This is a genomic window from Aestuariivivens sediminicola, from assembly GCF_022662015.1.
Lineage (GTDB): Bacteria > Bacteroidota > Bacteroidia > Flavobacteriales > Flavobacteriaceae > Aestuariivivens > Aestuariivivens sediminicola.
On record NZ_JAKMCM010000001.1, the window covers coordinates 684,550 to 698,332 of the forward strand.

The window sequence follows — 13,783 nt, forward strand, 5'->3', positions numbered from 1 at the left end:
AAATTCATCAAAGCGTAAAAATAAACGTTTATTATCTTAAATTTTAATGAATTAGGTTTGAAATATTGAATTTTAAATTCCTATATTTGCATCCCTTTTAAAACCATAATAATAACTAATAAATAAAATATAAAAATGACGAAGGCTGATTTAGTAGCAAAAATTTCTGACAAATTAGGAATTGAAAAAGGTGATGTTCAAGCGACTATTGAAACATTTATGGAAGAAGTAAAATCTTCTTTGGAAGGCGGTGATAATGTATATCTTAGAGGTTTTGGAAGCTTCATCATTAAGACCCGAGCTGAAAAAACAGGAAGGAACATTTCCAAAAACACAACTATTAAAATTCCAGCTCATAACATCCCTGCATTTAAGCCTGCAAAAGTGTTTGTTGAAGGTGTGAAAACCAATGTGGAAGTAAAATAAAAAATAGATATGCTGTCCTGATATATTTCGGGATCAGTTTATAAGAAGTATTAATAATTAAAGACACTATTTATGCCAAGTGGTAAAAAACGCAAAAGACATAAGGTAGCGACGCATAAAAGAAAAAAACGCAGGCGCGCTAACCGTCATAAAAAGAAAAAATAAACCGAAAAAGTAGTTAGGGCAACTACTTTTTTCGGTTTTAAAGTACTCAAAAACGTTCTTTGAAATGAGCTTTCTCAAATAGAAGCTCGTCGGATTTAAAAAATCCTGTGAAACAACACCGATTGCACACTTGACTTTTAAGTAGACGTAATCAGGGTGTTGATCTGAAAGTTTAGCTTTTTCTTAAACCTTCAGATATAAAATATTGTTTAATCCATCCCGCAAGGCGGGATAAAAATTAACCAAATGGAAAAAGAATTGATCATTCGATCTAGTTCCAACGATGTTGATTTTGCCTTATTAAAAGATGGAAAACTTATTGAATTACAGAAGGATGAAGATAGTAACAACTTTTCTGTTGGCGATGTGTTTATAGCCAAAATACGAAAAGCTGTTCCAGGACTAAACGCCGCATTTGTTAATGTGGGTTATGAGAAAGATGCGTTTTTGCACTATCATGATTTAGGGCCTAAACTCCCTTCGCTTCTGAAATTCACAAAACGTGTAAGCACAGGTAAACTAAGAGATTTTTCTTTAAAGAATTTCCCATTTGAAAAAGACATCGATAAAAACGGTAAAATTGCCGATGTCTTAAAATCTAATCAATCGCTATTAGTACAAATAGTAAAAGAACCCATATCTACAAAGGGGCCCAGGATAAGTTCAGAACTTTCCATTGCCGGTAGATATATTGTTTTAGTTCCTTTTTCGAGCCGTATCTCGATTTCACAAAAAATTGAAGATAAGGATGAAAAAGACCGCTTAAAACGATTGGTAAAAAGTATTGTACCTCAAGGGTTCGGAATTATTGTTCGTACTGTAGCACAAGGCAAAAAAGTAGCTGAACTAGATAAGGATTTACAACATTTGCTGAACCGTTGGACAGCGATGTGTAAAAAGCTACACAGAGCACATCACCCGAGTAAGGTTTTAGGTGAAATGAATAAGGCCTCGTCCATTTTACGAGACATATTTAACGACACCTTTACCGGAATTACTGTAGATGATGAAGCGCTTTACTATCAAATAAAAGATTATGTGCAGGAAATTGCACCGAAAAAAGAATCCATAGTTAAATTGTATCAGTCTAATGTTCCCATTTTTGAAAAATTTGGGATTGAAAGACAAATAAAAACCTCTTTCGGTAAAACCGTTTCGATGGCGAAAGGCGCTTATTTGGTAATAGAACATACCGAAGCCCTGCATGTTATAGATGTAAACAGCGGTAACCGGTCTAATAAGGCCAACAGCCAGGAGGATACAGCACTGGAAGTCAATTTAATTGCTGCAACTGAAATTGCCCGACAGTTACGCTTGCGTGACATGGGTGGTATTATTGTCATCGATTTTATAGATATGACCAGGGCCGGTAACAGACAGACCTTGTTTAATCACCTTCGCGATGAAATGAAGGACGACAGAGCTAAACACAAAATATTACCACCAAGCAAATTCGGTCTGATACAAATAACAAGACAGCGTGTACGCCCGGAAATGAACATTAAAACCCGAGAGGAAAACCCTAACGGGATTAACGGATCTGAGGTAGAGGCCCCTATAGGCCTGGTACAAAAAATTACGCACGATCTTGAACGACTATTCAAAAAAGACTATAAAAAGGTGACCTTAAACACACATCCTTTTATAGCAGCCTTTTTAACAAAAGGTTTTCCATCTGTACGTTCAAAATGGTTTTTTGAACACAAAAAATGGGTTAAAATTTTACCAAGAGATGCTTACACCTATCTGGAATACCACTTTTTCGATAAAGATGGTAATCAAATTAAATAATTAAAAAAACCCGCAACTTGTTAAAGTTAGCGGGTTTTTTGTTATCCTTAACAAATTAACGTTTTAATAATTATAGTGTACTACCCTTCCGTTCAAGGCCTGTTGGTTCCTGTAGTTATTAAGGGGCATGGCTTCCTTAAGTGTTAACACTTCAGGCTCAGACAAGATAAAGGGCTCTTTAAATACGATCCAGTTCACATTCTCTGTACACGGTGGGGTTGTTAAAGATCCACTGTAAGAATAGTAATGCTTGTCATTTAACAACAGACAGGATAGATCAATTTTTTGATGTATCTCTTTTGAATCTCCGCTTTCCAGAGGCAAAAAACTTTCAAAAAACTCGAACAACTGACTTTCGTATCCTTCTTCTCCAAAAATACCCAATACCGTTATTTCTCCCGTTTTACCAACATGTACCAGGTGCATCTCTATAGGGTAAATAATCCCATTGATTTTGTGCTCTGAAGGTTCGTGAAAATGGATTTGCTTCAAATAATAGGTCTTGTTTTTATAATTAATTGAATCGCCTTCTTCAAAATTAAATTGAATGGAGTGCCCGTTATTATCGACATGGCTTAAGAGTGTACTCGGTGTATATAATATGTGTAAATCGTCCTTATTCTGGACAGAATCTACTGTGGTGTGAACAATATTTATCGGCGATTGGTGCTTGCCGCCACAATCTGAGTTTTTCTCTATCTCGACCCAGTGTTCCGGCGATGTTTCGCCGGAGTAACTCCAATGTAAAGCTTCATGTTCGGAAATTAAGTGTGTTGCCTTTTTGGTGTTATTGCAAGATACTACGGCACACAGGACTGTACAGCCTAAAAGTATTTTATTAACTGTCATGACGAATAGAAAACGAATGATGTACTGCAAAGTTACCTATTGTTCCTTTTATAAAAACTTACTTTTGTCAGCTTTTGTGTTTTTTTTAAACACTATTTATGCAAGGCCTTCCTTCAGATATTTAGCGTCGTAATGGTTTCTAAATATGACTAGGTAATTAGGGTGCCGGATTGGGAATGGTATTGTGAATCGCATTGATTTCAGACAACACCGCTTCGTCTAATGTCATATCAATACTTGCTATATTCTCCTTAAGCTGTTCTAAACTCGTAGCACCAAGAATATTACTGGTTACAAAGGGCTGCTGATTAACAAAGGCCAGTGCCATCTGGGCGGGACTCATATGATAGGCCCTGGCTAATGCAACATAGGCATCGGTGGCCTTTTTGGTGCGCTCCCCGCTATAGCGCCTTAACTGCGGAAAAAGATTTAACCTGGAATTGGCAGTAGCGGTACCATCAGTGTATTTACCCGTTAGCATGCCAAAAGCCAAGGTCGAATAGGCCAATAGGCCAATGTGCTCTCTCAAGGAAATTTCGGCCAGATCGCCCTCGAAGGTTCTGTTCAGAAGGGAATAAGCATTCTGTATGGTAATCATACGAGGCAGCTTGTGCAATTTATGTTCTTCGAGATAACGCATGACACCCCAGGCTTTCTCATTGGATACACCCACATGCCTGATCTTTCCCGCCTTAATATAATTGTTGAGTGTTTGAAGCACCTCGTTAAAATTGTCTTCCCATGCGTCCGAAGGATCGTGAACATAGCCCAGTTTTCCAAAGGTATTGGTGAGGCGTTCCGGCCAGTGCAATTGATACAGATCGATATAATCAGTCTGCAGTCGTTTCAGTTCTTTGTCGACGGCGTCCTTAATAGATTCGGGGCTGAATCCTGTTGCCCTAATGTGTGCTACATAATCACTGGTCCGTCCGATTATTTTACTGGCAATAACGACCTTATCCCTGCGCCCTGTTTTCTTTAACCAACTTCCTATTATTTCGCTGGTACGCCCTTGTGTTTCTGCGTTGGCCGGAACCGGATACAATTCTGCTGTATCAATAAAATTAATTCCTTTATCAAAGGCATAATCTAACTGTTCGTGCCCCTCGGCTTCGGTGTTTTGACGACCCCAGGTCATTGTCCCCAGGCAGAGTTTACTCACTTTGATATCTGTAAAGGGAAGGTTGGTATAGATCATTTCGATGCTTTTAATTTCATTTATTCATCGTTTAAAGATAAAAAAACCTTTAAAAGCACCATGGCCTTAAAGGTTTTCTGTTTCATATCATTGGCATATCATCCAGTACAAGCGCTAAAAATATGATAAGCAACCTTACTCAATCCTACCGAATGCCTTCTGAATTCTATGCGATACGCGCCCTAAAGAAGCTGTTTAATTCTCATTTAACAAACGAGACAATTCATCTAACTTTGGTGTCAAGATGACTTCTATGCGCCTGTTTTTGGCACGTCCTTCAGGTGTATCGTTAGTGGCAATGGGGGCATGCTCTCCGCGACCCGCAGCCGTAAGATTCTCCGGATTTATATTATTGTTCTCCCGAAGTATATTCACTATGGCCGTAGCACGCTTTGTCGACAGATCCCAATTGCCTTTTAACTGACCTGAACCTTGATAGGGCACATTATCGGTATGGCCTTCAATAAGAACTGCAATGTCGGGGTTATCGCCAAGAACGCTTCCCAATTGCATTACTGCCCTGCGTCCTTCCGATCCTACAGCCCAACTTCCGGACTCGAATAACAACTTGTTCTCCATGGATACATAAACCTTACCATCGCGTTGCTCGACCGTTAAGCCCTTGCCTTCAAAATCGGTTAAGGCCCTGGAAATGGCATCCTTTAAAGCAGACATGGCGGCATCTTTTGCAGCGATCACACTTTCCAATTCAGCCACCCGATTGGAACGGTCCTCCAATTCTCTCTTAAGCTTCTCCAAACGTGCATTCTCTGCAGCCAAGGCTTGTTCTTTAGCTTCCAACTGCGCCAATAATTCACGGTTTTTTTGTGAATTGGCTGCTATGGCAGCAGAACTGTTTTTCTCTAAAGCATCATACGAATTTTTTAAGGCCTCATAATTGGCCTTTGTGGCACTGTAATCTGCCTGCAATTGATCGCGTTGTGCCACTGCCTCATCATAGGCAACCTTAAGTTGTTTCAATTCATTTTCTACCGCATTCTTGCCCCTTTTTAATAACTCATTTTCATCGGACAGCTTGCGATTCTCTTTCTTTAAATTTTCATACTTTGCCTCTAAATCCTTATAAATTTTTGGTGAAACACAGCTGGAAACAATAGCTATGAATAGAACGGCAATAACGGTTTTTCTTATCATTTTACAGGTTCAATAATTGGTTTATGATTTTATTTCAACTAATATCGGACAATGGTCACTATGTACAGCGTCCGAGAGTATAACGGCTCTTTTTATATTTTCTTGTAATGGTTTGGCTACCATGGCGTAATCCAATCTCCAGCCTTTGTTATTCGCTCGCGCATTTGCACGATAACTCCACCAGCTGTACTGTTGTTTTTCAGGATTTAAATAACGAAATGAATCTATGAATCCGCTATCTATAAACTCTCCGATCCACTCACGTTCAACAGGTAAAAACCCTGAAACATTTTTCAATCCTTTAGGGTTATGGATGTCTATTTCTTCGTGACAGATATTATAATCACCACAAATAATAAGGTTCGGAATATCCTGTTTAAGCGCATCTATATACGCCTGAAATAGATCCATATATTCCAACTTATGGCCTAAACGTGCATCATTGGTTCCCGATGGCAAATACAAGCTCATAACCGACACGCTTTTCCCTCCCACCATATGAGAAGGAAAATCGACACGCAAATTTCGACCTTCGGCATCCATGGACTCAATTCCCGTGCCATACTCGACATGATCTGGTTTTATTTTACTTAAGATAGCCACCCCGCTATACCCCTTTTTCTGGGCGCTAAACCAATACTGATGGGTATACCCTATATCATTAAACATATCCAAATCCAACTGTTCCTTTAAGGCCTTTATTTCCTGCAGACAAACAACATCCGGATTCGCTGCCTTTAGCCAATCCAGAAACCCCTTGTTTATAGCGGCACGAATGCCATTGACATTATAGGATATAATCTTCATGTGCTTTATTTAATAATTGTATTTTCCTTTGGTTTACAAAGTGGACTGCTTTTGGGCAAAAGCGTTTAATTTCAGCTAAAATAAATAATACCTTACTTTTACACTATGAATAACCATAGGAGTTTTAATAAAAACTATTAACAATAAAAGTTTAAACTGTTTGTTTTAATACGTGATGAAATACACACTTACTTTTATGGTGATCTGTATCGGCATTTTCGGGTTCGCCCAGGACCGAAAAAGCAATTATAGAGCTATTAAAGTTGCTGTTAAAGATACAATAAGAATTGATAGTGTTAGTATCAATCCACATTGGTTTTCCGTGACAACCAAAGACAGTCTGATTCTTGATTCTTCTTACTATCGAATCGATTTTCCCAAGGCTATTTTAACCTTAAAAAAACCCATCACAGCCGATTCCATTCTCATAAATTATTTGAATTTTCCCGAGTTTCTAACGGAATCCTATAAACAATTGGATGAAGCGCTTATCGTTGAAAGCACAGGTCCTACCGAAAAATTATATCAATTGTCTGAAACCAATCGCAATAAAGATTTCATTCCCTTTGACGGCTTGTCCACCTCGGGAAGTATTTCCCGAGGGGTTACCATCGGGAACAATCAAAATTCAGTACTCAACAGTGAACTCGATTTACAAATTACGGGGAAACTCAATGATAAGGTGTCTCTGCGTGCCTCCATACAAGATGCCAATATTCCTCTACAGGAAAGCGGTTATTCACAACGACTTGATGAATTCGATCAAGTCTTTATTGAACTGTACAGCAACAATTGGAACGTGCGAGCAGGAGACATTGATTTGGAGAATTCGAACTCCTATTTTGCGAATTTCTCCAAACGGGTCCAGGGCCTGTTCATTAACGCGAACTTAGGTCGGGAGGACAACAGGACGAACCTGTTTGCCGCGGGAGCCCTGGTAAGAGGCCAGTTCAATACAAGCCAGTTTATTGCCCAGGAAGGCAACCAGGGGCCTTATAAACTTCAAGGCCCTAATGGCGAATTGTTTGTTCTTATTGTATCGGGAAGTGAAACAGTCTATGTTAATGGTGTGGTCGTAAAACGTGGTGAAGATCAGGACTACATCATCGATTATAACGCGGGAGAACTCATTTTTAACCCAACATTTCCAATTACGTCGGAAATGCGGATTACGGTCGATTACCAGTTTACCGAAAGGAACTATTCCCGTTTGGTAGCCTATGGCGGCGGTAGCTTTAAAAATAATAATCTTACGATTGGGGTTTCGGTATATTCCGAAAACGATGCCAAAAACCAACCGCTTCAACAAAATTTATCGGAAGAACAAGAACAAATATTATCCAATGCCGGGGATGACAGAACCTTAATGGTGGCTCCATCTGAAAGTCAGGAACCATACAGCGAGAACAGGATTCTTTACAAGAAAGAACTTATAGACGGTGTTGAGGCCTTTGTGTTTTCGAATAACCCGGAGGATGAACTGTACCTCGTTACTTTCAGTCTGGTGGGCGACGGCCTTGGTGATTACATTTTAAGCAGCAGCAACGCCATAAGCAATATCTATGAATTTGTAGGCACAGGTCAGGGTAATTATGCCCCTGTCGTTCAACTCATTGCTCCTTCAAAATTACAACTGGCAGTGCTTAACGGAACCTATCAGCCCGGTGAGCGAACCCAAATACGTTTCGAGGTTTCGGGCAGTAAAAATGATTTAAATTTGTTTTCAAATATCGACGATAGTAATAATGATGGTTTCGCGGGTAAGTTAAAGGCAGAGCATGAACTTATAAAAAGGGACAGCGCCTGGTCTGTCAGTACGTATATTGATGCCGACTATATCGATACCAATTATCGCACCATTCAGCGTCTGTATCGGGCAGAGTTTAACCGCGACTGGAACTTAGACCAACCCCAGGGCAACACCATTGTTGGCAACTTAGGAAACCAGAAACTTATCTATTCCGGTTTTAAAGTCCATCATCCCGAAAAAGGACTGTTCGATTATCAATTTGAGCATTTAAATTTTTCGGATGGATTTAATGGTAACCGGCATGTTATGCATGCGAATTTGACATTGAATAAATTTCATATGATGTCAAACTTTAGCAGTTTAAGTGCACGCTCAAATAGAAACACATCCGCCTTCACCAGGTCATACAATCGCATTACCTATAGTATGCGCAAAAATTGGCTGGGAGTGAAACTCGCCCATGAGGACAATGAACAATATGAAAATTCCACTGAAGTCCTGACCCCCTTAAGTCAAAAATTTAAATCCTATGCATTTTTTACAGGTATTGGTGACAGCACCAAGGTGTATGCTGAAATAGGTTATAAGCACCGCATAAACGATAGTATCAGAAATAACAGGCTGCAGAAGGTCAATACATCGAACACGGTTTATTTGGATTCCCGAATTGTTCAAAACCAAAACACAAACTTATCGGTCTTCATAAATTACAGAACTTTAAAGGATGTAGAAAGCCGAGATAAGGACGAACACGCGTTAAACTCCCGCTTACAATACAACCAAAAACTTTTCAAACAACTCATTCAGTTCAATACACTTTTTGAAACCAATTCCGGAAACATGCCCCGACAGGACTTTACCTACGTTGAAGTAGAGCCCGGACAGGGTAATTACACCTGGATCGATTACAATGCCAACGGTATTCAAGAACTCGAGGAATTTGAAATTGCACAATTCCAGGATCAGGGTAAATATGTAAGGGTGTTACTCCCGAACCGGGTTTTTATTAAGACCCACCAAAATCGCTTCAGTCAAACATTCACCATCAATCCTTCCCAATGGGCTGTATCAGAAAACCGCTCCAAAAAATTCTGGTCGCATTTTTACAACCAGTCCAGTTATTTGATCGACCGAAAAATTGCTCAAACTGACAACGATTTCAATCTTAATCCATTCAGTACAGACGACGACAATCTATTGGGTTTACAATTAAATTTCAGAAATGTGTTATTCTTTAACAGGGGCAAACAGCGTTACACAACTTCTTACACCTATCTGTCCAATGAATCGCGTAATATATTATCTGTCGGTTTTATTGAAAACAACTTAGAAAGTCATCAGTTCAATTTTACGCATAAAATACAGGAGAGTTGGTTAATAACTTTAACATCGGCTTTCGATAAAAATGAAAGTATCAGTGAAAATTTTGCGAGTAAAAACTATGATTTTGACGAATCCAGATTTAATCCAAAATTATCCTACCTTTTTGGGGAGAATTCACGTTTTGATATGTTCTGTCAATTTGCTAAAAAGACGAATACAATAGACAACAAAGAAGCATTGGAACAACAAAAATATGGCATCGCATTCACCCTGACAAAAACTGAAAAAGCTGCCATAAATGGGGAATTCAATTATTTTTCGAACAGCTTCAATGGAAATCCAAACACCCCTGTTGCTTACCAAATGCTGGAAGGGTTGCAACCCGGTACTAACTTTACCTGGTCCCTTTTGGCTCAAAAAAAATTAACCAAGTTTCTCGATCTTAACTTAAGTTATTTTGGGAGAAAAACAGCAACCAGTAAAACCATACATACGGGAAGTGTCCAGCTGAAGGCCTATTTCTAAAAGGACATGATATCTATTTTTCTAAAGACGGATATAATTTGCTCGACGGCATGGGTATAAAACTCCGGATGAAGCCTTTCAAAATCGTCCGTTGGTTCGTGGTAATCCTCATGGTCTTCGACTCCAAAGTATAAAAATGGTATGCCCTTTTTATGGAATGATCCATGATCTGATGAATAGATCCAGTTGTCTTTACCATCGTAACCGTCATGACCGGTGAGAAGTGTCAATTTAGCACTGTATGGCTTATAGTTCGAAAAGAGCGATTTAAAATTGACATGGGTATGGGAACCCACGACATACAATTCATTTTTATCGCTTCTTCCAATCATGTCGAGATTAATATTTAATATGATTTTTCTAAGGGGAATCCTGGCATTGTTAACAAAGTATTTCGATCCCTGAAGCCCTAATTCTTCTCCATCAAAAGCAGCCACTATCACAGAATACTTTGGTGGATTGGACTTAAAAAACTCAGCAAAACTAAATAAGGCAGCCACGCCAGAGGCATTGTCGTCTGCACCATTGTAGATTTTGCCTTGTCTAATACCTTCATGATCGTAATGCGCACTGATAACGATATACTTGTCCGGTTTTGATGTCCCTTTAATAAGTCCCAGAACATTTACGCCTTTGTATGTATTTCCGTTATTATAGAACATAAATGCTTGTTCATAGGTCTTGCCAAAAGGTTGTATATCCAATTTATGAAACTCGTTAACAATATACCTTCCGGCTTTAACACCCCCTTTTGTTCCAGTACGTCTGCCTTCAAAAGTATCCGATGATAATGTCTTTACATGCCGGAGCATAACCTCTTTTTTAAACAGCGGGGTATTCGATAATGGACCCTGGGCAAAACCGCTGGTTTGACATACCAAATAAAAAAAGGAAATAAAGAAAATGTAGTGTCTCATGAATCGCTTTACAATTCCAAAACTAACAAAAAAGACCCACATCTCATGATATGGGTCTTTCAATATCGAACTAAAAGGTGTTTTTAGATATGAGCCTTCATCAACTCGCGGTTCATTCTTGCAATAGTATCGAGGGAAATTCCTTTAGGACACTCAATCTCACAAGCTCCGGTATTGGTACAATTACCAAAACCTTCTAAATCCATTTGTGCTACCATGTTCTTCACACGATCGACAGCCTCTATCTGACCCTGTGGCAATAAAGCATACTGACTCACCTTGGCTCCAACAAACAACATCGCACTCGAATTTTTACATGTGGCCACACAAGCACCACAACCAATACAGGTAGCAGCATCCATAGCCTCATCCGCAGCGTGTTTCGATATTGGAATGGTATTGGCATCCTGAGTATTTCCGGATGTATTAACAGAAATATAGCCTCCTGCCTGTTGGATCCTGTCAAAGGCACTTCGGTCTACTACCAAATCCTTTATAACAGGAAAAGCTGCAGCCCTAAATGGCTCTATTGTAATGGTATCACCATCTTTAAACATCCTCATATGCAACTGGCAGGTCGTAATGCCCCGATCGGGTCCATGTGCTTCCCCATTGATATACATGGAACACATTCCACAAATACCTTCACGACAATCATGATCGAATGCTATTGGGTCCTCTCCCTTACTGATAAGCTGCTCATTTAAAACGTCCATCATTTCGAGAAAAGACATATGTTCAGATATATCCGAAACGTCATAATCGACCATCTGTCCTTTTGCAGAAGCGTTCTTTTGTCTCCAAATTTTTAATTTTAACTTCATAGCTTTGCTTTTTTACGTTGTCTACAACCTTTATTTATAGGAACGTTGTTTTAATTCAATGTCTTTAAACTCTAATTGCTCTTTATGTAAAACTGCATCGGCAGGTTCGCCTTTGTACTCCCATGCAGCAACAAAAGCGTAATCTTTATCATTGCGTTTTGCTTCTCCTTTTTGTTCACCGCTTTCCTCAACGGACTCTTCCCTAAAATGTCCTCCACAAGATTCATTACGCATTAAGGCATCCTTCGCAAATAACTCTCCCAACTCCAGAAAATCGGCCACACGTCCGGCTTTTTCCAGTTCCGGGTTCATTTCGTTTGCCTGTCCGGGAACTTTGACCTCTTTCCAGAATTCTTCACGAATTTCCTTTATTTCAGTCATGGCCTCTTTCAAACCTTTTTCATTTCTCGTCATACCGACTTTATCCCACATGATCTTACCAAGGCGTTTGTGAAAATAATCCACCGTTTTAGATCCCTTGTTATTAATGAAGAAATCGATTCTATCTCTTACCGCTTTTTCGGCTTCATCGAACTCCGGAGTATCAGTCGGGATCTTTCCAGTACGAATATCATCAGACAGGTAATCGCCAATGGTATATGGCAATACGAAATATCCGTCGGCCAGACCTTGCATTAAGGCAGATGCTCCTAAACGGTTGGCGCCATGATCAGAGAAATTGGCCTCCCCTATACAGTAACATCCCGGAATAGTTGTCATTAAATTGTAGTCTACCCAAACCCCTCCCATGGTATAATGTGTTGCCGGATAAATCATCATCGGGGTCTTATATGGATTTTCATCAACGATCTTCTCATACATTTGAAAAAGATTACCATATTTTGCCTCCACTATCTTTTCACCCAGCTCCGTTATCTTTTCTTTTGATGGATTCGTTATGTTGAGGATTTTAGCTTGCTCTTTGCCATAGCGCTCAATGGCATGTGCAAAATCAAGATAAACAGCCTCTCCTGTAGCATTTACCCCATAACCAGCATCACAGCACTCCTTCGCCGCCCGTGAGGCAACATCTCGAGGGACTAAGTTTCCAAATGCGGGATAACGTCGTTCTAAATAGTAGTCCCGCTCCTCTTCGCTGAGTTCAGTTGGCTTTTTCCTTCCTTCACGAATGGCCTTGGCATCGTCAAGGCTTTTTGGAACCCAAATCCTACCATCGTTTCTCAAAGATTCGGACATTAAGGTTAATTTAGACTGATAGTCTCCAGAACGAGGAATACACGTCGGGTGTATCTGTGTATAACATGGATTGGCAAAATAAGCCCCTTTCTTGTGGATTTTCCATGCAGCGGTAACATTGCTTCCCATGGCATTTGTAGATAAGAAATATACATTACCATATCCTCCTGAAGCAATCACTACGGCATGAGCAGAATGACGCTCAATCTCGCCGGTCACCAAATTTCTCGCGATAATACCACGAGCCTTTCCGTCTACAACCACAAGATCCAGCATCTCATGACGGTTAAACATCTCTATTTTACCACGTGCTATTTGGCGGTTCATCGCCGAGTAGGCTCCAAGCAATAACTGCTGACCGGTTTGTCCTTTGGCATAGAAAGTTCTTGATACCAAAACCCCTCCAAATGAACGGTTATCCAACAAACCACCATAATCTCTTGCAAATGGAACACCTTGGGCAACACACTGATCTATGATATTGGCAGATACCTCAGCCAAACGGTATACATTGGCCTCACGCGATCTGTAATCCCCTCCTTTTACAGTATCATAAAACAAACGGTACGTTGAGTCTCCATCACCCTGATAGTTTTTTGCAGCATTAATACCTCCCTGGGCAGCTATAGAATGAGCGCGACGCGGAGAATCCTGATAAGCAAATGCTTTAACATTATAGCCCAATTCTGCCAAGGTGGCAGAGGCGGAGCCGCCGGCTAAACCCGTTCCTACAACGATAACATCTATAAGGCGTTTGTTTGCCGGATTAACAAGGTTAATTTTATCTTTATAAGTTGTCCATTTATCTTTAATTGGACCTTCTGGAACTTTTGAATCTAATGCCATATCTCTAATG

General features: G+C 39.8%; 10 protein-coding genes. 3 read left to right on the forward strand and 7 right to left on the reverse strand.

Translation table 11 applies throughout. The features are described from left to right. Positions 1 to 135 precede the first annotated feature (135 nt). Together MR041_RS03055 and MR041_RS03060 are read left to right on the forward strand one after the other, a co-directional pair. Positions 136 to 426, forward strand: coding sequence for an HU family DNA-binding protein (locus MR041_RS03055; protein WP_242092111.1), 291 nt, complete (start codon positions 136 to 138; stop codon positions 424 to 426). Positions 427 to 837: 411 nt separating this feature from the next. Further along, entirely contained in the window at positions 838 to 2,382 is a 1,545-nt protein-coding gene (locus tag MR041_RS03060) for an Rne/Rng family ribonuclease (protein ID WP_242092112.1), read from the forward strand. A gap of 63 nt (positions 2,383 to 2,445) precedes the next feature. Here MR041_RS03060 and MR041_RS03065 read toward each other — a convergent pair whose 3' ends face one another. From MR041_RS03065 to MR041_RS03080, 4 genes are all read right to left on the reverse strand, one after another. Next, a complete protein-coding gene (locus tag MR041_RS03065) occupies positions 2,446 to 3,231 on the reverse strand; it encodes a carbonic anhydrase (protein ID WP_242092113.1) in 786 nt (261 codons plus the stop codon). A 157-nt stretch (positions 3,232 to 3,388) separates the two neighbouring features. Continuing rightward, entirely contained in the window at positions 3,389 to 4,429 is a 1,041-nt protein-coding gene (locus MR041_RS03070; protein WP_242092114.1) for an NADP(H)-dependent aldo-keto reductase, read from the reverse strand. Positions 4,430 to 4,624: 195 nt separating this feature from the next. Continuing rightward, positions 4,625 to 5,584 carry an OmpA/MotB family protein gene (locus tag MR041_RS03075; protein WP_242092115.1) on the reverse strand — a complete coding sequence of 320 codons (960 nt, stop codon included), beginning with the start codon at positions 5,582 to 5,584 and terminating at the stop codon, positions 4,625 to 4,627. A gap of 21 nt (positions 5,585 to 5,605) precedes the next feature. Then, positions 5,606 to 6,391: an exodeoxyribonuclease III gene (locus MR041_RS03080; RefSeq protein ID WP_242092116.1), complete on the reverse strand. Its 786-nt coding sequence runs from the start codon at positions 6,389 to 6,391 to the stop codon at positions 5,606 to 5,608. A 175-nt stretch (positions 6,392 to 6,566) separates the two neighbouring features. Between MR041_RS03080 and MR041_RS03085 the strand changes: the two genes are divergently transcribed. Then, complete coding sequence (locus MR041_RS03085; RefSeq protein WP_242092117.1) at positions 6,567 to 9,989, forward strand: hypothetical protein; 3,423 nt, start codon at positions 6,567 to 6,569, stop codon at positions 9,987 to 9,989. Here the strand turns inward: MR041_RS03085 and MR041_RS03090 are convergent. The 3 genes from MR041_RS03090 to MR041_RS03100 all read right to left on the reverse strand — a co-directional run bounded on the left by MR041_RS03090 (position 9,986) and on the right by MR041_RS03100 (position 13,773). After that, on the reverse strand, positions 9,986 to 10,906 hold the full coding sequence (locus MR041_RS03090; protein ID WP_242092118.1) for a M28 family peptidase: 921 nt from the start codon (positions 10,904 to 10,906) through the stop codon (positions 9,986 to 9,988). The genes MR041_RS03085 and MR041_RS03090 overlap by 4 nt on opposite strands. A gap of 83 nt (positions 10,907 to 10,989) precedes the next feature. Next, positions 10,990 to 11,730 (reverse strand): succinate dehydrogenase/fumarate reductase iron-sulfur subunit, encoded by a 741-nt coding sequence (locus MR041_RS03095; protein WP_242092119.1) that lies wholly within the window; start codon positions 11,728 to 11,730, stop codon positions 10,990 to 10,992. Between the two features lie 30 nt (positions 11,731 to 11,760). Further along, on the reverse strand, positions 11,761 to 13,773 hold the full coding sequence (locus tag MR041_RS03100) for a fumarate reductase/succinate dehydrogenase flavoprotein subunit (RefSeq protein ID WP_242092120.1): 2,013 nt from the start codon (positions 13,771 to 13,773) through the stop codon (positions 11,761 to 11,763). Positions 13,774 to 13,783: the final 10 nt, after the last annotated feature.

Coding starts and splice junctions, on each gene's coding strand:
- MR041_RS03090 (WP_242092118.1), bottom strand. CDS start 10,906: ATGAGACACTACATTTTCTTTATTTCCTTTTTTTATTTGGTATGTCAA.
- MR041_RS03055 (WP_242092111.1), top strand. CDS start 136: ATGACGAAGGCTGATTTAGTAGCAAAAATTTCTGACAAATTAGGAATT.
- MR041_RS03085 (WP_242092117.1), top strand. CDS start 6,567: ATGAAATACACACTTACTTTTATGGTGATCTGTATCGGCATTTTCGGG.
- MR041_RS03065 (WP_242092113.1), bottom strand. CDS start 3,231: ATGACAGTTAATAAAATACTTTTAGGCTGTACAGTCCTGTGTGCCGTA.
- MR041_RS03095 (WP_242092119.1), bottom strand. CDS start 11,730: ATGAAGTTAAAATTAAAAATTTGGAGACAAAAGAACGCTTCTGCAAAA.
- MR041_RS03100 (WP_242092120.1), bottom strand. CDS start 13,773: ATGGCATTAGATTCAAAAGTTCCAGAAGGTCCAATTAAAGATAAATGG.
- MR041_RS03070 (WP_242092114.1), bottom strand. CDS start 4,429: ATGATCTATACCAACCTTCCCTTTACAGATATCAAAGTGAGTAAACTC.
- MR041_RS03080 (WP_242092116.1), bottom strand. CDS start 6,391: ATGAAGATTATATCCTATAATGTCAATGGCATTCGTGCCGCTATAAAC.
- MR041_RS03060 (WP_242092112.1), top strand. CDS start 838: ATGGAAAAAGAATTGATCATTCGATCTAGTTCCAACGATGTTGATTTT.
- MR041_RS03075 (WP_242092115.1), bottom strand. CDS start 5,584: ATGATAAGAAAAACCGTTATTGCCGTTCTATTCATAGCTATTGTTTCC.